Origin of the sequence: Dactylosporangium sp. CA-139114 (genome assembly GCF_050955725.1) — a bacterium.
In the GTDB taxonomy this organism is placed as follows: domain Bacteria; phylum Actinomycetota; class Actinomycetes; order Mycobacteriales; family Micromonosporaceae; genus Dactylosporangium.
In genome coordinates this window covers 9,588,960-9,606,258 of sequence record NZ_CP192080.1, presented here as the reverse complement: position 1 = coordinate 9,606,258, position 17,299 = coordinate 9,588,960, and the positions used below count along the sequence as shown (strand labels likewise).

17 protein-coding genes and 1 pseudogene are annotated in these 17,299 nt (G+C 72.2%); 10 read left to right on the top strand and 8 right to left on the bottom strand.

The features are described from left to right. The first annotated feature begins 21 nt into the window (after positions 1 to 21). From ACQP2P_RS43190 to ACQP2P_RS43170, 5 genes are all read left to right on the top strand, one after another. Entirely contained in the window at positions 22 to 2,133 is a 2,112-nt protein-coding gene (locus ACQP2P_RS43190) for a hypothetical protein (RefSeq protein WP_433611061.1), read from the top strand. Positions 2,134 to 2,160: 27 nt separating this feature from the next. Continuing rightward, positions 2,161 to 3,189 carry an alpha/beta fold hydrolase gene (locus ACQP2P_RS43185; protein WP_433611059.1) on the top strand — a complete coding sequence of 343 codons (1,029 nt, stop codon included), beginning with the start codon at positions 2,161 to 2,163 and terminating at the stop codon, positions 3,187 to 3,189. Positions 3,190 to 3,195: 6 nt separating this feature from the next. Next, positions 3,196 to 4,059 carry a DUF3152 domain-containing protein gene (locus tag ACQP2P_RS43180; protein ID WP_433611057.1) on the top strand — a complete coding sequence of 288 codons (864 nt, stop codon included), beginning with the start codon at positions 3,196 to 3,198 and terminating at the stop codon, positions 4,057 to 4,059. 67 nt (positions 4,060 to 4,126) lie between these two features. Further along, positions 4,127 to 5,305 carry an adenylyltransferase/sulfurtransferase MoeZ gene (moeZ, locus tag ACQP2P_RS43175; protein WP_433611055.1) on the top strand — a complete coding sequence of 393 codons (1,179 nt, stop codon included), beginning with the start codon at positions 4,127 to 4,129 and terminating at the stop codon, positions 5,303 to 5,305. A 72-nt stretch (positions 5,306 to 5,377) separates the two neighbouring features. Further along, entirely contained in the window at positions 5,378 to 6,175 is a 798-nt protein-coding gene (locus ACQP2P_RS43170; RefSeq protein ID WP_433611053.1) for a squalene--hopene cyclase, read from the top strand. 341 nt (positions 6,176 to 6,516) lie between these two features. Here ACQP2P_RS43170 and ACQP2P_RS43165 read toward each other — a convergent pair whose 3' ends face one another. Beyond that, positions 6,517 to 7,398 carry a hypothetical protein gene (locus ACQP2P_RS43165; RefSeq protein ID WP_433611051.1) on the bottom strand — a complete coding sequence of 294 codons (882 nt, stop codon included), beginning with the start codon at positions 7,396 to 7,398 and terminating at the stop codon, positions 6,517 to 6,519. Between the two features lie 99 nt (positions 7,399 to 7,497). Next, positions 7,498 to 7,662, bottom strand: a pseudogene (locus ACQP2P_RS43160) (integrase); the annotation flags it as partial. Between the two features lie 96 nt (positions 7,663 to 7,758). Between ACQP2P_RS43160 and ACQP2P_RS43155 the strand changes: the two are divergent. Beyond that, a complete protein-coding gene (locus tag ACQP2P_RS43155) occupies positions 7,759 to 8,478 on the top strand; it encodes a hypothetical protein (RefSeq protein WP_433611049.1) in 720 nt (239 codons plus the stop codon). Between the two features lie 62 nt (positions 8,479 to 8,540). Then, positions 8,541 to 8,810, top strand: a complete 270-nt coding sequence (locus ACQP2P_RS43150; RefSeq protein WP_433619519.1) for a transcriptional regulator — start codon at positions 8,541 to 8,543, stop codon at positions 8,808 to 8,810. Positions 8,811 to 8,826: 16 nt separating this feature from the next. Here ACQP2P_RS43150 and ACQP2P_RS43145 read toward each other — a convergent pair whose 3' ends face one another. Then, positions 8,827 to 10,203: a gamma-glutamyltransferase gene (locus ACQP2P_RS43145; protein WP_433611047.1), complete on the bottom strand. Its 1,377-nt coding sequence runs from the start codon at positions 10,201 to 10,203 to the stop codon at positions 8,827 to 8,829. A 49-nt stretch (positions 10,204 to 10,252) separates the two neighbouring features. On the opposite strand from ACQP2P_RS43145, the gene ACQP2P_RS43140 reads away from it, so the two are divergent. Together ACQP2P_RS43140 and ACQP2P_RS43135 are read left to right on the top strand one after the other, a co-directional pair. Continuing rightward, a complete protein-coding gene (locus ACQP2P_RS43140; protein WP_433611045.1) occupies positions 10,253 to 11,599 on the top strand; it encodes an MFS transporter in 1,347 nt (448 codons plus the stop codon). Next, positions 11,541 to 13,001, top strand: coding sequence for a pyridoxal phosphate-dependent decarboxylase family protein (locus ACQP2P_RS43135; protein ID WP_433611043.1), 1,461 nt, complete (start codon positions 11,541 to 11,543; stop codon positions 12,999 to 13,001). The genes ACQP2P_RS43140 and ACQP2P_RS43135 overlap by 59 nt, the downstream gene beginning before the upstream one ends. On the opposite strand, the gene ACQP2P_RS43130 is transcribed toward ACQP2P_RS43135, so the two are convergent. The 4 genes from ACQP2P_RS43130 to proB are packed head-to-tail and all read right to left on the bottom strand — an operon-like array spanning position 12,967 to position 16,085. Beyond that, on the bottom strand, positions 12,967 to 13,938 hold the full coding sequence (locus ACQP2P_RS43130) for a complex I subunit 1/NuoH family protein (RefSeq protein WP_433611041.1): 972 nt from the start codon (positions 13,936 to 13,938) through the stop codon (positions 12,967 to 12,969). The genes ACQP2P_RS43135 and ACQP2P_RS43130 overlap by 35 nt on opposite strands. Then, on the bottom strand, positions 13,938 to 14,456 hold the full coding sequence (locus tag ACQP2P_RS43125; protein WP_433611039.1) for an NADH-quinone oxidoreductase subunit C: 519 nt from the start codon (positions 14,454 to 14,456) through the stop codon (positions 13,938 to 13,940). Before ACQP2P_RS43125 ends, ACQP2P_RS43130 begins: the two co-directional genes overlap by 1 nt. Next, positions 14,453 to 14,962, bottom strand: coding sequence for an NADH-quinone oxidoreductase subunit B (locus tag ACQP2P_RS43120; protein WP_433080872.1), 510 nt, complete (start codon positions 14,960 to 14,962; stop codon positions 14,453 to 14,455). The genes ACQP2P_RS43125 and ACQP2P_RS43120 overlap by 4 nt, the downstream gene beginning before the upstream one ends. Before the next feature lie 22 nt (positions 14,963 to 14,984). After that, the gene (gene proB / locus ACQP2P_RS43115) at positions 14,985 to 16,085 is read right to left on the bottom strand and encodes a glutamate 5-kinase (RefSeq protein WP_433611036.1); all 1,101 of its coding nucleotides are present in this window, start codon (positions 16,083 to 16,085) and stop codon (positions 14,985 to 14,987) included. A 52-nt stretch (positions 16,086 to 16,137) separates the two neighbouring features. On the opposite strand from proB, the gene ACQP2P_RS43110 reads away from it, so the two are divergent. After that, positions 16,138 to 16,437 carry an MGMT family protein gene (locus ACQP2P_RS43110; RefSeq protein ID WP_433611034.1) on the top strand — a complete coding sequence of 100 codons (300 nt, stop codon included), beginning with the start codon at positions 16,138 to 16,140 and terminating at the stop codon, positions 16,435 to 16,437. Between the two features lie 105 nt (positions 16,438 to 16,542). Here ACQP2P_RS43110 and ACQP2P_RS43105 read toward each other — a convergent pair whose 3' ends face one another. Next, complete coding sequence (locus ACQP2P_RS43105; protein WP_433611032.1) at positions 16,543 to 17,298, bottom strand: SDR family NAD(P)-dependent oxidoreductase; 756 nt, start codon at positions 17,296 to 17,298, stop codon at positions 16,543 to 16,545. Position 17,299 lies beyond the last annotated feature (1 nt).

Here is a 17,299-nt window from a genome sequence, read left to right as displayed (position 1 = left end):
GGGGCGACGGAGGAGCGTGCGGTGGACGAAACAGGGCAAGCCGGTAGCCCGGACGCGGGCGGTGCATACCCTGGTGGCAGCCTTGGCCCGGGTCCGGGCCTGGGTCGTGATCGTGCCGCATACCCGAACGGGCAGGTCAACGGCCAGACGCCGACCGACGACGCGCTCGAGGCGATCGTCTCGGCGTGGCGCGAGCCGGCCACCGGCGCGATCGCCGGGCGGGCCCAGGTGACGGGCGCGTTCAACATTTCCGGCATCAACGGCGGTCATGGCCTGGGGTCGAACGGCGTCAACGTCAACGGTGCGAACGGCTCGGCGAACGGCCACGGCGCAAACGGGACCAACGGCACCAACGGCACCAATGGCACCAATGGGACCAGTGGGATCAACGGCGTCAACGGTGTGGGCCCGCGCGGCCGGGCCGAGGTCCGCAGTCCGTATTCCGACATGCTGGCCCCGATGAGCCCGCCGGTCTCCGCCCCGCCGCCGGTCCAGCCGCCCACCTCGACGCTGCACTACGGGCACTACGGCCCCGACGGGCAGGGCTGGCCGACCTCGAGCCCGACCGGCGAGACCAAGAGCGTTGCGCCGCCGCCCGCGCCCGGCACGGTTTACGGAGCCCTGTCGACGGAGCACACGGGTGAGGTGCGCCGACCGATCTCCGCCCAGCCGTCCTACGGCCAGCAGCCCTACGAGCCCGAGCCGCAGGCCTACGAGCCCCGCTCGTACGAGCGGCCGAGCCGGGAGCTGCCGGCCGCCTACGAGCCGCCGCCGTCCGCGCTCGACCGCGTCGCGGAGCAGCAGGCGCAGGCACAGGCGCACGACCACTGGGGCTTCCAGGGCGGGCAGTATCAGCCCCAGGAGCAGCGCCACTGGGCCCCCGAGCCCGCCCAGCCCGAGTTCGACTGGGCCGCCCCGAGCCAGCACCCGGCCGCCCCGGCCGAGTCGGCGCCGCAGTCCGCTCCCGCTCAGCCCCAGCAGCTGCCGAGCCAGCGCGTCCCGCAGGACGATCCGCTCGTCGGGCCGCTGCCGCCCGTTCTGCTCGGCTCGGCCACCACGATGGCGCCCGCCGAGCCGGTGATGCCGACGTTCGCCGACGACATGCGTCAGCCCGCCTACGAGCCGCTGGAGCTGCCCCAGCGGGTGCCCTCCGAGCCCGACGTCCCGCCGGTGCCGGCCGGGGAGCCGCCGGCCGCCGCGGTCGGCGCGCCCGAGCTCACGCGGATCACCAACTACCTGCGCGAGGACGAGGACGGCGAGCCCGGCGACCCGGACTCGCGCCCCGACGGCTTCGACGTGCAGAGCGTCCTGCGGGCCGTGCAGACGGTCACCGGCGTGTCCCGGGCCAGCCTGCGCAAGAACGCCGACGGCCTGCACACCCTGCGCCTGGAGCTCGCCGACGAGGCCGACGCCGGGCAGGTCAGCCGGATCGTCGCGCGCATGCTCAACGACACGATGGGCCTGTCGGCCGAGCAGAATCCGCTGCTGCCGGAGGGCATGCCGGAGCCGGCCGCGTTCGCCGAGGCGCCCGCCTCCGCGCCGGTGCCCACCCCGCGGCCGCCGGCGACCGTCACGCGCAACTCGCCACACAGCGCTCTGCCGGGGTCAGGCCGCGAGGCCCGTCGCCGCCGGCCGGTGAGCAGCGGGGGACGCAAGCCCGCCGCGTCCGTCGAGAGCGTCGAGAAGAAGGCGCCCGCGCTCGTGCCGAACCCGGGCGCGATCGTCTCGCCGCGGGTCGTCATCGAGTCGGTGGACGTCAACACGCAGGGCATCGACGCGACCGTCGAGGTGCGCCTGACCGCCGACAACCAGCCGGCCGTCGGCGTGGCGAGCGGCCCGAACTTCGACGGCTACATGCTGAAACTGGCCGCCCTGGCCGCCGCCTCCGCCGTCGACCAGCTGCTGATCGACACCGACGCCTCCGTCCGCGCACGCTGCTACATCGAGCACGCCGCGGTCGTCGCGCTCGGCGGGTGCGAGGTGGCGGTCGTCGTGCTGCTGCTGATGTATGACGGCTTTGTGGAGCAGCTCACGGGCTCGGCCGTGGTCTCGGCGGACGGGGATTCGCGCCAGGCGGTCGTGCGCGCCACATTGGCCGCCGTGAACCGGCGATTGGAAGCTCTGCTGCCGTAAGGCGGGAACGCGCGGCACACTTGGCTCATGAGGCGAGCCACTCTTGTCCCGGAGCTCACGGTCCCGTCACCCGCCAGGCTGCCGGAGCGGTGGCCCGGACGAGAGGTCGAGCTCGACGGATCGGTGGCGTATGTCCGCGACACCCCGGCGCTGAGCGCGACGGCCGAACCCGCCGTCTACGTGCACGGCCTCGGCGGCTCCTCGACCAACTGGACCGATCTGGCCGGCATCCTGGCCGCCCGCGAGGACGGCCCCGCGCTCGACGGGCAGGCGATCGACCTGCCCGGTTTCGGGTACAGCGGCCGTGCCCGCAGCTACACCCTCGACGCGATGGCCGACCACGTCATCCGCTGGATCGAGCACAGCGACCGCGGCCCGGTCCACCTGTTCGGCAACTCGATGGGCGGCGCCGCCCTCGTCAAGGCCGCCGCGCGCCGCCCCGACCTCGTGCGCTCGCTCACGCTGATCTCCCCGGCGATGCCGTTCCTCGACCCGCGTCGCTCCCTGCAGGGCCGCGTGGTGCCGCTGCTCCTGCTGCCCAACGCGGCCCGGCTCGCCGCGCGGCACATGGCGTCCATGGCGCCCGAGGCGCTCGCGGACATGGTCATCGACTCCTGCTACGCAGACCCGACCCGCTATCCGCAGCAGCGCCGCCTGGAGGCCATCGAGGAGGCTCGGCTGCGCCATCAGGTGCCGTGGTACGCCGAGGCGTACGTCGGCAGCCTGCGCGGCCTGGTGAGCAGCTTCCTGCGGGCGTACCTGCCGGGGGAGGGGTCCATCTGGCGCGCCGCCGCGAGGATCACGGCGCCCACCCTGGTCATCGCCGGGCGCCAGGACAAGCTCGTGGACATCCGCACCGCCCCGCAGGTGGCCCAGCTCATCCCGGACAGCCGGCTGATGATGCTCGAGGGCGTCGGGCACGTCGCCCAGATGGAGGTTCCACGCACCGTGGCCCGGGCCGTGTTCGGCCTCATCGACGAGGTCTCGAACCCGGTTGCGGAACGGGTGCAGGAGGCGGTCCGCTCGCGCGTGGCCCGGGTGCGCATGGCAAGCTGAGCGTCGATGGTGAGCCGGCTGTTCTCTGACCGCCGGCGGGAGCCGGTTGCCCTGCCGAGCGACCCGACGGCCGCCCGCGAGATCGTGCGCGCCCATCGCCATCGCCGCCGGATCGAGGCGCGTCGGCGGCGGTACCTGATCGCCGGGCTGATGGCCGGGGCCGGCCTGCTCTCCGCGCTCGGCCTGACCCGGCAGCTGTTCTTCGCCGACGATCCCGCGCCCGCGCCGAAGGCGGCTCCGCGGCAGGAGGCGCCGATGATGGTGCCGCCCTCGCAGCCGGCCAGCCCGCCGCCCGAGGCCGGCGCGGCCAAGGGCGACGGCACCTTCTCCTACGCGACGACCGACGGGGCCGTGGCGGGGACGGGCGGGGCGGTGAAGAAGTACCGCGTCGCCGTCGAGAACGGCGCCGAGCTGAAGGCCGACGACTTCGCCGCGGCCGTCGAGAAGACCTATGCCGACCCGCGCGGCTGGACCGCGAGCGGCCAGCTGCGGCTGCAGCGCGTCAAGGGCGAGGGCGCCGCCGACTTCACCGTGTTCCTGGCCACACCGGTCACGTCCGAGGCGATGTGCGCCACGGCGGGGCTGCACACGGACGGGTACAGCTCCTGCCGCATCACCGGCAAGGTCATCATCAACCTGGCCCGCTGGAACACGGCCGTCCCGGACTACGGCGCGCCGGTCGAGGACTACCGCAGCTACGTCGTCAACCACGAGACCGGGCACGAGCTCGGCCACGGGCACGAGGCCTGCCCGGCCGCCGGAAGGCCCGCGCCGGTCATGATGCAGCAGACGTACGGCCTCAAGGGCTGCGTCGCCAACTCGTGGCCCTTCGTGGACGGTCAGGCGTACACAGGGCCTGAAGTGCCGTAGGCCGGACATGGCCTGAAGTGCCGTAGCTCACTCGGGTTCGGCGGTCTCGCGGGGCAGAATGAGAATCATGTCGCTGCCTCCTCTGGTCGAGCCCGCCACCGACCTGTCGGTGGACGAGGTCCGCCGCTACTCACGCCATCTGATCATTCCCGACGTCGGGGTGGCCGGGCAGAAACGACTCAAGAACGCGAAGGTGCTCTGTGTGGGCGCGGGCGGCCTGGGCTCGCCGGCACTCATGTACCTCGCGGCGGCCGGGGTCGGCACGCTCGGCATCGTCGAGTTCGACACCGTCGACGAGTCGAACCTGCAGCGCCAGATCATCCACGGCCAGTCCGACATCGGCCGCCCCAAGGCCGAGTCGGCGCGGGACTCGGTGCTGGAGATCAATCCGTACGTCAACGTCGTGCTGCACAACGAGGCGCTCAGCAACGACAACGTGATGGAGATCTTCGCGCAGTACGACCTCATCATCGACGGCACCGACAACTTCGCGACGCGATACATGGTCAACGACGCCGCGGTGCTGCTCGGCAAGCCCTACGTGTGGGGCTCGATCTACCGCTTCGACGGCCAGGCGTCGGTCTTCTGGGCCGAGCACGGCCCCTGCTACCGCTGCCTCTACCCGGAGCCGCCCCCGCCGGGCATGGTCCCGTCGTGCGCCGAGGGCGGCGTCCTGGGCGTCCTGTGCGCCTCGATCGGCGCGATCCAGGTGACCGAGGCCATCAAGCTCCTCACCGGCGTCGGCGACACGCTGCTGGGCCGCCTGATGGTCTACGACGCCCTCGAGATGTCGTACCGCAAGATCAAGCTCCGCAAGGACCCGAACTGCGCGATCTGCGGCGAGAACCCGACCGTGACCGGCCTCATCGACTACGACGACTTCTGCGGCGCCGTGTCGGACGAGGCCCAGGCCGCCACCGTCGGCTCCACGATCACCGCGAGCGAGCTCAAGGAGTGGCAGGACTCCGGCAAGCCGATGGACCTCATCGACGTGCGCGAGCCGGCCGAGTGGGAGATCGTCCGGGTCCCCGGTGCCCGGCTCGTCCCCAAGGGCGAGATCCTCAACGGCAACGCGCTGTCGGAGCTCCCTCAGGACAAGCAGATCGTCCTGTACTGCAAGAGCGGTGTCCGCTCCGCCGAGGCCCTGGCCGCGGTGAAGGCGGCGGGCTTCAAGGACGCCGTCCACGTGCAGGGTGGCGTGGTCTCCTGGGTGAAGACGGTCGACCCGTCGCTACCCATTTACTAGTTCTTCAGGTCGTGATGTTCCCCGCCCGGCTCACCCGTATGGGTGGAGCCGGGCGGGCGGTAGCCTACGGCCATGGTGGACCTTGACGCCGCGATCGGCTACGTAGTCGCCCACGGCGACGCCGTGGACCGAGCCCGCCTAGCCTGGCTGCGCACCGGCCAGACCCCGACGGCGGACGTCCTGGACCGGGCCGAGACCGGCCAGGCGTCGACGGGCGGATGGCCCGCATACTTCGGCGCCCACGTGGCCTCGATCGACGCCACCTGCTTCCGCCTGGCCGAGCTCGACGACCTCGGCGCGATCAACCGCCCCGCGGCCCGCCGCGCCCTGTCCTGGCTCGCGCACAGCCAGCGCCCGGACGGCATGTGGGAAGAAGACGAGTCCCTGGCCGGCGTCGCCCCTCCGTGGGCCCAGCCGGGCGACGACGAGGCCCGCTTGTTCCTCACGTGCAGCTCCGCGTACTGGCTGGTGATCGGCGGCCCCGCCCCCGGCGACGAGGACGAGCACGCCGCCCGGATCGCCCGCGCCGCGGAGGCCTTCCGCGCCTCGCTGCGCCCCGACGGCTCCTGGCCCTCGTTCCTCGTGACCGGCTGGCTGGGCTGCGCGGTGCTGTACCACCTCGGCTGGTTCTACGAGTCGGCGCAGATCCAGGTCGCGCTGGCCGACCGGGTCCCGACCATGACGGCCGCGGACACGGCGTGGCTGTACGCGTCGCTGCGGCGCATCGGGCTGTCGACGGAGGACTGGCTGCTGGGCGCGGCGCGCAAGCGCCTGCTGGAGACCCAGCGCAGCGACGGCGCCTGGACCAGCGACGACGGGGACCAGTTCAACGTCCACACGACGCTGCAGGCCATCCGCGCCCTCCGCTGACGCCGGCGCAAGCGGCCCCAGGGAGACCCACCACTTGCAGCAAGAAGCGCTCCCTAACAGGGGGAATCCCGTCGGAGGCGCTTCCGTTGCAGTCAGCCATGTACAGCCGTAGCCAGTCCTCCACGGGTGGCCACGGAGAATACGCGGAGAAGTTCCGTCCAAGGCCCAGGCAGCCCCCGGGCCAGGCTGCCCACCGCCGAGCAAGACGGCGTCTGGACGACCGACTCGCGCCGGCCGCCACGCTTCCCTGGTAGCCAACTCGACGCCTTCTAGCAGGCAGCACGCAGCCAAGAACCCTCCCGGTGCCCGTTGGACGCGGATGATCGTCGCCCGCGGCGTGGTTAGGCCTTGGGAATGAGGAACCCAGCGGAGAGCCACTGAACAAGCAATGTGGCGAGGTGGACAGCCGCCTCGGCCTCACCCTGGGTCTGTCGGCGAGACTTGGGGCCTCCCCCGTGTCGCGAGACCTGCCCGTGCCACAGCAACTCCATCATCCCGACAAGCTGGTCGACTTCCTGCGGCCGTCCATCGCTACCAGGAAGGAGTAGCTCCCATTTGTGGCCCGAGTTGTTGCGCAGCTCGCCGATCACCGTTCCTAGCGTGGCCTTGTTGGCGGCCGCTTTCTTGTGCTCAATCAACGGGCATGCCACCTCTTCGACAGCGCGGATTGCCTCACCATACGATTTGTCAGGATCTGGCGACACGCCGTAGGCCTCACTCCATGCTGCGCGTAGGTGTGCGCTTGCACTAGCAGGCGCCGCAGCCACACTCGCTTCGAACGCCTGTTCCGCAACTACGTCCACCCGCCGGATTAGGCACCGCTCGTCGAACTCAATTCGATACAGGGAACCAGCGTCGATGAGAAGGGTCTCAAGTTCCACAAGCTGTTTAACCCACCAGCCGAGGTGCCCCCACGTTTCCTCATGGGGATAGTTCCACCCCCACCCCGGATGGAGTTGGAGCACCGCATCAACAACCGTTAGCAGTTCGCGATTGGTGCGGTCGTTCACGATGAGCGATCTATACGTCTGGGTCGGGGTCTTCACAGACAAGCGCATCCGTAGTGCCACTCGCCGAGCGACATCCTCGTTCGTCGCGTCGGCAACCCACCTGCGCAGAGGAAGAACCAGCCATTTCGGCACGTCGTCGTAAAGCGTCTCGTCGGCCGGTTGGCCGGCCAATCGCTGGTCCAAAAGCTGAAAAGGGCGGGTTGTTTCGCTCACCGCATGCTCCTACATCGGTACGAGGGCGATGTAGGAGCATACGGCCTCGGGGTCACCAAAGTCGCGTCAGATAATGCCGAGGGCAGTGGTGGCTAATCCCTATCCCGCCATCAAGGCTTCAATGCGTTGGCGCGCAGGGTGGTCCTGGCCGACAACGCACTTGGCGTAGACGCGAAGGAGTGCAGCGGCGCTGTGCCCGGCCCAGTCGGCGACCTGGGTTGCCGGTACGCCCGCGTTCAGCTGAGTTGACACGGCGGCAGCTCGTCACCGCCGTGCTCGATAGCTTCCGTTCGGTCGCGGTCCAGCCCGATCCGCTGTGCTCTGTTGCGCAGATCTGGTCTGTAATGCAAAGCTATCTCCATGGAAGACGAGCCGGAAAGTCCCCGTGAGCTCCTGGCGTCGGTGCGTGCGCTGACGCGACGAGTCCGTGTCGCCCAGCGCGGCACCTGGTTCCCACTGCTGGTCTTCGCGACGATCACGCTGGTCGCGATCCCCGTCTACCGCTACGTCCCCTACGTCGACGTCTTCGGCACCTGCCGATCCGGCCCGCAGGACACGGTCTGCATGGGGCCCAACCCGGCCGAGCTCGGATACTGGACGGTCGCGCTGCTGCTCGCCTACGCGGCGATCGCGGCCTTCTACGTGAGCAAGTCCCGGCGGCGCGGCCTGGGCACCCCCGTCCGCCCCTACGTCGTCGTCGGCGCCGTGCTGGCCGTGCTGATGGCGGCCGTGTCGATCTGGCTCACGTTCCACCCGATCCTTCCCCCGCCCGCCGACCCGCTCTCCACCGACCCGGCGCGGATCGAGGCCGGGCCGCTCGTGTGGCTCGTGAACGGGCTGGCCGGCCCCCTGGCGGTGATCGGGCTGGCGCTGCTGGTGCTCGCCTGGGTCGAACGGCACTGGGCGTTGCTGGCCTACACCCTCGTCTACCTGGCGGTCGGCATGGTGCAGGGCAACCAGGCCATCCGCTCGTCGTCGCCGTGGTTCTTCCTGCCGTACCTGCTCGTCCCCGCGGGTGTGCTGCTGCTGGGCGCGGCCGCGTTCGCCGCGTTCCGGCCGAGGGCCGAGGCTCGCGCGTGACGACGGATCACCCCGCGAACGGCCTCGACGACGTCGTCCACCAGCGCGTCCGGCTCGGCATCATGGCCATCGCCCACCAGGCCCGCCAGGTCGAGTTCGGCTTCCTCCGCACCACCCTGCAGCTGACCGCCGGCAACCTCGGGCAGCACCTGACCGTGCTGGAGAAGGCCGAGCTGATCCAGATCGAGAAGGGCTACGAGGGCAGGCGCCCACGCACCTGGGTCACTCTCACCGCCGCCGGCCGGGCCGCCCTGCGCGACGAGATCGCCCACCTCAAGCAGCTCATCCAGCAGGTCGAGCAGGCGGAGACGCCGCCGGACGCCGAGGGGTGACCGGGGGCGCATCCGGCTACAGGAGGCGCCCGATGCCGCCTCGCCTCGGGTCGCCGGCCGCGCCCGCGATCCCCACCGCGCTCACCCCGCCGAAGTAGTGGTCCAGCCCGTCCCACCGCTGGACCTTGTACCCCGCCTCCTGCAGCGCGTCGAGTTCGTCCTCGGGGTAGCCGGGCTCGGCGTGCACCAGGTCGGAGACGACATGGAAGCGCGGCCGGCGGATGGCGGTCAGGGTGTCGTCGCCGTCCACCACGGTGTTGATGAGGGCGTGCAGCAGCGCCGTGCGGATGCGCGTGGCGCCGGCCGAGCCGATGGCCAGCAGCAGCGGGCCGTCGGGGGCGGTGACGACGGCCGGGCACATGCACGATGCCATGCGCTCGCCCGGCCGGGTGCCCGGCCGGATCAGCTCGCCCTCGCCGAGCATCGAGTTCAGGTGGATTCCGAGGCCGTCCAGCCACACGCCGGACCCGATCCCCAGCGTCAGCCTCACGACGCAGGCGTTGCCGTCGGCGTCGACGACCGAGATGTTGGTCGTGTCCCCGAGGCGCTGGGTGCCGTAGGCGCGCAGGGCGTCGGCCAGCGCCACGGCGCGCGGCGCGCGGGGCATGGCGACCAGGTCGGGCAGCGACCCCAGGGTCACGATGAAGTCGTTCAGGTCGGGGCGGGCCGAGACGGTCAGGCCGGCCAGCGGCGCCGACGCCACCGGCTGCACCTGGACCTCATACGCCGACAGATCCGTCGACGTCAGGATTCCGCCGCCCGCGGCGACCGTCGCGACCATCTGCCGGCCCACCTCACCGGTGTAGAACGCGGCCGGGCCCGAGTCCGCAAGGATGGCCAGGGCGCGATCCAGGCCCGGGTGGAACAGGAGGTCTCCGCCCGACAGGAGGCGGCCGGTCGGGGCGTACACCTGGGCGCCGAGCCCCGGCAGCATCGCCGGGGCCAGGGAGGCCAGCGTCGAGGCGTGCGGCTGGGGCAGCAGCGTGCCCGAGCGGGCCAGCGACAGCGCGGGGGCCACGACCCGGGGCCAGGGCAGGCGGCCCCAGCGCGCGTGGATGGCGCCGGCGCCGGCCGGGACGCCGGGCACGCCCACGCTCGAGGCGCCGATCTCGTACCGCTGCGGAACCCCGCCGAAGGAGATGGCGATCGGCTCCATCGGCGCCGCGGCGCGCGTCGCGTCCAGGCCCGGCACCGAGCAGAAGAAGTCGAGGCAGGTGGTGGTCCCGGTCGCGGCGTCGTAGAACGTCGCGAAGCCGCCGCCCGCGATGCCGGTCAGCACGCTCTCGGCCACGCAGCCGGCCAGCATCGCGGCCACGGCGGCGTCGGCGGCGGAGCCGCCCTCCTCCAGCACCCGCAGACCGACCTCGGTCGTCGCCGGATGTCCGGCCGCCACCCCGGCGGGGACTTTCCATGAGGAATTCTCGCGGTAGCATCCGTGGACCATGAACCACCCGTCGGAGTCACTGCCCGGTCGCGTGCGGGCGGGATACGCACTCGGCTCGCTCGTCACGGGTGCCTTCGGCACCGTGCCCGGTCTCCTGCTTCTGCCCTATCTCACCGACACCCTCGGCGTCGCGGCCGGGTTGGCCGGGCTGCTCGTGCTGGCGCCGAAGGCATGGGACGTGCTGATCAACCCGGTTGCCGGGCGGATCTCCGATCGTACTCGCACGCGCTGGGGCGCCCGCCGGCCGTTTCTGCTCGGTGCCGGCCTCGCCGTGGCCCTCCTCTTCGCGGCGATCTTCGCGGCCCCGGTCCGAAGCGGCGTGTACGTCGCGCTGACGTTCCTCGCCACGGCCACCGCCTACGCGTTCTATCAGGTGCCGTACGTCGCGATGCCCGCCGAGATGACCGACGACTACACCGAGCGGACCCGCCTGATGACCTGGCGCGTCGCCCTGCTCGCGGTCGCCATCCTCGTGTCGGGCGCGCTGGCCCCGGTCGTGACCAAGCAGTTCGGCGACGGGATCCCGGGCCACCGCGCCATGGGCGTGTTCGTGGCCGTCCTCATCGTCATCGGTACCCTGGGCAGCTTCTTCGGCACCAGGAAGGCGCCGACCGGCCGCACCCTGCCCAGCGAGGGCTCGCTGCGGGCCCAGCTCGGCACCGCGAGGAACAACAAGGCGTTCACCCGGCTGCTCATCTGCTTCATCGTCCAGGCCGCCGGGATCGCCACCATGCTCGCCGGGGTCAGCTACTTCGCCACCCAGATCCTCGAGGACCCGGACACGGGCTCCACCGTGCTCTTCGCCTGCTTCGTCGGCCCGGCCCTGCTCGTGATGCCGCTCTGGTCGCGGGTCGGGGCGAGGATCGGCAAGCTGCGCGCGTACGTCCTGTCCAGCCTGATCTTCGCGGCCGCCGCGGCCCTCATCGCGCTGGCGCCGGTGCTGCCCAACGCCGTCGTGTACGTGGTCACTGGGCTCGTCGGCTGCGGCTACGCCGGCCAGCAGGTCTTCGGCCTGGCCATGCTCCCGGACTGCATCGCGTTCGACGCCGCGCGCACGGGCCGGCGCCAGGCCGGCGTGTTCACGGGGCTGTGGACGGCCGGCGAGACGTTCGGGCTGGCGCTCGGGCCCGGGATCTTCGCGCTGATCCTGGCCGCGTTCGGGTACGTCTCCAGCGACTCCGGCACCGCCGCGGCCCAGACGGACACCGCGAAGCTCGGGGTGCTGCTGGGCTTCACGGTCGCGCCGGCCATCGTCGTCGCATTGGCGTTGTTCACTCTGCGAGGCTATGACCTCGACGAGGAGCGACTGTCGCGGGAGGGTGAGGAACTTGAGCGCACTGCCTGAGCGGGGCATCCCGGCCCGGGACGTGCTCGCGGAGCTCAAGGAGCTGCGCGCGCACGACCTGCCGACGCATGGCGGGCGGCTGTTCGCCTACGTATACGACCCCGGGCTGGCCGGGCTCGACGACCTCGCGGCGGCCGCGCACGCGATGGCCTCGCACGTCAACGGGCTCGACCCGACCGCGTTCCCCTCCCTGCTGGCGATGGAGAACGACCTGGTCGGGGCGGCCGCGCAGGTGCTCGGCGGCGACGAGCACACCGTCGGCAGCGTCACGTCCGGCGGCACCGAATCCCTGATCCTGGCCGTGAAGGCGGCCCGGGACGGGCGGCCCGACATCGCGCGCCCGCGGCTGGTCATGCCGGCCACGGCCCACGCCGCGCTCGCCAAGGCCGCGGCCTACCTGCGCGTGGAGCTCGACACCGTGCCCGTCGACCCGGTGTCGCTGCGCGTCGACCCGGCGGCGGTCGCGGCCGCCATCACCCCGGAGACGGTGCTCGTGGCCTGTTCGGCGCCGTCGTACGCGCACGGGCTGATCGACCCCGTCGAGCCGATCGCCGCCGCCGCGCGGGCCGCCGGGGTCCGCTGCCACGTGGACGCGTGCTTCGGCGGCTGGACCCTGCCGTACCTGCGCCGGCTGGGCGAGCCCGTCCCGCCGTTCGACCTGTCGGTGCCGGGGGTCACCAGCATCTCCGTCGACCTGCACAAGTACGCCTACGCACCCAAAGGCGTATCCGTCCTGCTGCACCGCGACGAGTCCCTACGCATGGCGCAGTACTTCGGGTACGCCGACTGGCCCGGGTACACCATGGTCAACCCGGTCATCTCCTCGACGCGCTCCGGCGGCCCGATCGCCGCGGCCTGGGCCACCCTGCGGCACATCGGCGACGACGGGTACCTGGCGCTGGCCGCGAAGACGCGGGACGCCACCCGGGCGATCGCGGACGCCATCGCCAGGATCGAGGACTTCTCCGTCGTACCGCGGGAGTCGACGGTCGTCGCCTTCACGTCCTCCGGCGTCGACCTGTTCGTGCTCGCCGACGAGCTCGCCGCGCGCGGCTGGCACACCCAGCCGCAGTTCCGGCACGGGGAGATGCCGGCCTCGGTGCACCTGACCGTCACCGCCGCCGTCGCGCCGCGGGTGGGCGAGTTCGAGGCCGACCTGGCCGCCGCGGTCGCCGCCGCCCGCGCGCACGGGCCGGTCGAGCTGCCCGACGGCGTGCTGGACCTGCTCGAGTCCGCCCCGGTCGAGCAGCTGGCCGCGGCCCTGGGGCTGGGCGAGGGCGGGGGCCTGCCGGAGCGCATGGCGGCCGTGAACTCGCTGCTGAACGCGGCGGCACCGGCCGTACGAGAGAAGCTGCTGGTGGCTTTTCTCAGTCTCCTGCAGCGACCTTCACGGCGGCCGTGAGCACGAGCTGGGCCAGCGCGGCGGGGACCAGCCCGAGCCAGCACAGCCGCTGGAGCTGGTCCTCGCGCAGCCGCGGGTAGGACACCCGCACCCAGATCACCACGAACGACACCGCGAACACCTTGATCAGCGTCCAGAGCCAGCCGAGCTGCGCGTCGAGGCCGAACGGGCCCTTCCAGCCGCCGAGGAACAGCACCGTGGTGAGGGCGGCGATGACGACGATCCCGACGTACTCGGCGAGCAGGAAGAAGGCGAACCGCAGGCCCGTGTACTCCGTCATGTAGCCGAAGACCAGCTCGGAGTCGGCGATCGGCATGTCGAACGGCGGCCGGCGGATCTCGGCGAGCCCGGCGGTGAAGAAGACGAGCATCGCCGGCAGCTGCCACAGCAGCCACCACGGCCGCCAGGCCTCGACGATGCCGGACAGCGACAGGGTGCCCGCGGCCATGGCGACCGACAGCGCGCTCAGGATGAACGGCAGCTCGTACCCGAGCAGCTGGGCCGCCGCCCGGAGCCCGCCCAGCAGCGCGTACTTGTTCGCCGACGACCACGCCGCCATGAGCACCGCGACCACGCCGACGCCGACCACCGCGAGCACGAAGAAGAGCCCGATGTCGAGCTTCTGCGCGACCAGCCCGTTCGGGCCGAGCGGGATGACGAGCAGGACGGCGAGGTACGGCAGCAGCGCGATCACCGGCGCGAGGCGGAACACCGCCCGGTCGGCCGCCCGCGGGGTGATGTCCTCCTTCTGCACGAACTTCACGCCGTCGGCGACGAGCTGCGCCCAGCCGTGGAACGCGCCCGCGTACATGGGCCCGAGCCGGCCCTGCATGTGCGCCATGACCTTGTGCTCGGCCTGCCCGACGACGAGCGGCAGGGTGAGGAACGCGATGACGACCCCGACAACGCGGATCGCGACATCCAGCCAGATCGGCATCACTTCGGCCACTCTTTGGGATCCGGAACCCCGGGCGGCCGCATCGGGGCGCGCTTGCTCACCGTGTGCTCGCTCTCGCCGGGCTCCTTGGCGCCGGGCCAGGGCTTGGCGACCCGGGAGGCGAGCACGAACTCCTTGCGCAGCGGGTGGCCCTCGAACTCGTCGGGCAGCAGCAGCGGCTTGAGCTCGCCGTGCCCGGTGAACCCGATCCCGAACATCTCGTGCGTCTCCCGCTCGTGCCAGGCCGCGCCCGGGTAGATGCCGACGATGCTGTCGATGGCCGGCGCCGAGCGCGGGATCTCGGCCCGGATCAGGACGCCCGTCTTGCGCGTGGTCGACCAGAGGTGCACGACGATCGTGAACCCGCCGGGCAGCTCGTCGACGGCCGAGAGCCAGTCGAAGAAGTCGAAGCCCTCGTCCCTGGCCGTCGCGATCGCCTCGGCCCAGGTGCCGGCGGGAACGTCGTAGGTCGGGCGGGCGAACCGGCCGCCCCCGCTCTCGGAGACCTCGCCCTTCACTTCTTCACCGGCGGGGCCATGAGCGCCTTGACGTCCGGCCGCGGGGTGCCGCCGAGCCCGGCCTGCTCGCCCGCGATCTTCTCCTGCAGGCGCATGATCCCGTGCAGGAGCGCCTCGGGCCGCGGTGGGCATCCCGGCACGTACACGTCCACGGGGATGATCTGGTCGACGCCCTTCGTCACCGAATACGAGTCCCAGTAGGGCCCGCCGCAGTTGGAGCAGGCGCCGAAGCTGATGACGTACTTCGGCTCGGGCATCTGGTCGTAGAGCCGCTTGACCGCGGGCGCCATCTTGTCGGTCACGGTGCCGGAGACGACCATGAGGTCGGCCTGCCGCGGCCCGTGGGCGAACGGGATCACGCCCAGCCGCATGAAGTCGTGCCGCCCCATGGAGGTGGCGATGAACTCGATGGCGCAGCAGGCGAGCCCGAAGTTGAACACCCACAGGGAGTATCGCCGTCCCCAGTTGAGCACGAACTTGATCGGCTCACCCAGCACTCCCGACATGGCCACAGCCTACTCGCGGCGGCTACAGCAGCACGAGGTCGTCGCGGTGGACGACCTCGCGCTCGTACGCCGGGCCCAGCTCCGCCGCCAGGTCCCCCGTCGAGCGCCCCAGCAGCGGCGGCAGCTCGGTCGCGTCGTAGTTCACCAGCCCGCGGGCCACGGCAACGCCGCCCCCGTCCACGAGGTCGACCGGATCGCCCGCGGCGAACCGCCCGTCCACGGCGGTGATCCCGGCCGGCAGTAGCGACGCGTGCCCGCCCACGACCGCGCGCACGGCCCCCGCGTCCAGATGCAACCGCCCGCGAGGGCTGGTCGCGTGCGCGAGCCAGAACAGCCGGGCCTGCGGCCGCTCCCGCTGCCGGTGGAACAGCGTGCCGACGGGCTGCCCGGTGAGCACGGCGGAGGCCTGCGGCGCCGACGCCAGCACGACGGGGATGCCGCTCGTGGTGGCGATCCGCGCGGCCTCGACCTTGGTGACCATCCCGCCCGTGCCGACGCCGGCCCTGCCCGGCCGCCGGACGTCCACGCCGTCCAGGTCGGCGAGCGTGCGCACGTCCGTGATGGCCGCGGACGTGGGCAGCGACGGGTCGCCCGTATACAGGCCGTCCACGTCGGACAACAGCACGAGCAGATCGGCGTGCACCAGCGCGGCCACGAGCGCCGCCAGCCGGTCGTTGTCGCCGAAGCGGATCTCCTGGGTCGCGACGGTGTCGTTCTCGTTCACGATCGGGATCGCCTTCAGGTCCAGCAGGCGCCGCAGGGTGCGGTAGGCGTTGCGGTAGTGGGCGCGGCGCGTCACGTCGTCGACGGTCAGCAGGACCTGCCCGACCACGCGCCCGTGCCGGGCGAAGGCGTCGTTGTACGCCCGCATGAGCAGCCCCTGCCCCACGCTCGCCGCGGCCTGCTGGGTCGCCAGGTCGCGCGGGCGCCGGGGGAGCCCCAGGGGGGCCAGGCCGGCCGCGATGGCGCCCGACGAGACGAGCACGACCTCGGCCGGCGTCGTGGCCAGCGCCTCGACCAGCGCGTCGACCCGCGCCTCGTCGAGCCCTCCGGCCGCGGTGGTCAGCGACGACGACCCGACCTTGACGACGATCCGTCGAGCCTCGGTGACCTGTTCACGCACGCCGCTCATCTTGCCGCGTGCGTCCGCCCCGGGCGCGGTAGGTTCCCATATCGTGGCGGACGAGGAGTACACCGAGCGGGTCCTGTCGCTCGTGGAGCGCATTCCGCCGGGGCGCGTCATGTCGTACGGCGCGATCGCCGAATACCTCGGCCAGGGCGGACCGCGCCAGGTCGGCAGCGTCATGTCCCACTACGGCGGCCCGGTGCCCTGGCACCGAGTCGTGGCCGCGAACGGCCGGCTCGTGCCCGGCCACGAGCGGGAGGCGCTGCGCCGCCACCGCGACGAGGGCACGCCGCTGCGTGGGGACAAGGTGGACATGCGCCGCGCCCTCTGGTGGCCCGACTCCGACTGAGCCGCTCAGCCCTCAGCCCTCAGGCCGCGCGGGCGGCGCCGTGGGCCGTGACCGCTGAGGCTTTAAGCCGCCCGGGCGGCGCCGTGGGCCGTGACCGCTGAGGCTTTAAGCCGCCCGGGCGGCGCCGTGGGCCGTGACCGCGGTCAGGCCGCCGTCCACCGCCAGCGTGGCGCCGTGGATGTGTGCGGCCTCGTCCGACGCCAGGAACACCGCGGCCGACGCGATCTCCGCCGGGCTGGACAGGCGCCGGCTCGGGACGGTGGCGACGATGCGCTCGAGGTACGGCCGTATCGGCGTGGACCACTCCACGTCCGTGGGGCCGGGGGCGATGGTGTTCACCCGGATGCCGTGCGGGCCGAACTCCGCCGCCCATGCGGCCGTGAGCGCGTGCAGGGCCGCCTTGGTCGCGCTGTAGAGGGCGCTGCCGGGCATGCCCGTGAGCGCGTTGATCGAGCCGATGTTCACGATCGCGCCCGAGCCGCGGGCCAGCATCTTCGGCGCCAGGGCGGCGGTGAGCAGGTAGGGCGCCTTGACGTTCGTGGCCAGAGCCGCGTCCACCACGTCCTCGGGCGTATCGGCGGTCGAGCGGCCGCCGACCAGGTAGGCGGCGTTGTTCACCAGGATGTCCACGTCGCCGGCCCGGGCCGCGAACTCCTCGATCGCCCCACGGCCGGCGGCGAGGTCGACGGGCAGGAAACGGGCGCGGCCGCCGATCGCCGCGGCCACCTCGGCGCCGAGGTCGGCCCGGCGGCCGCTGACGATGACATCGGCGCCCTCGGCGGCGAAACGCTCGGCGATCGCGCGGCCGATGCCGCTCGTCGAGCCGGTGATGAGGGCGGTGCGGTGGGCGAGTCGGCTCATG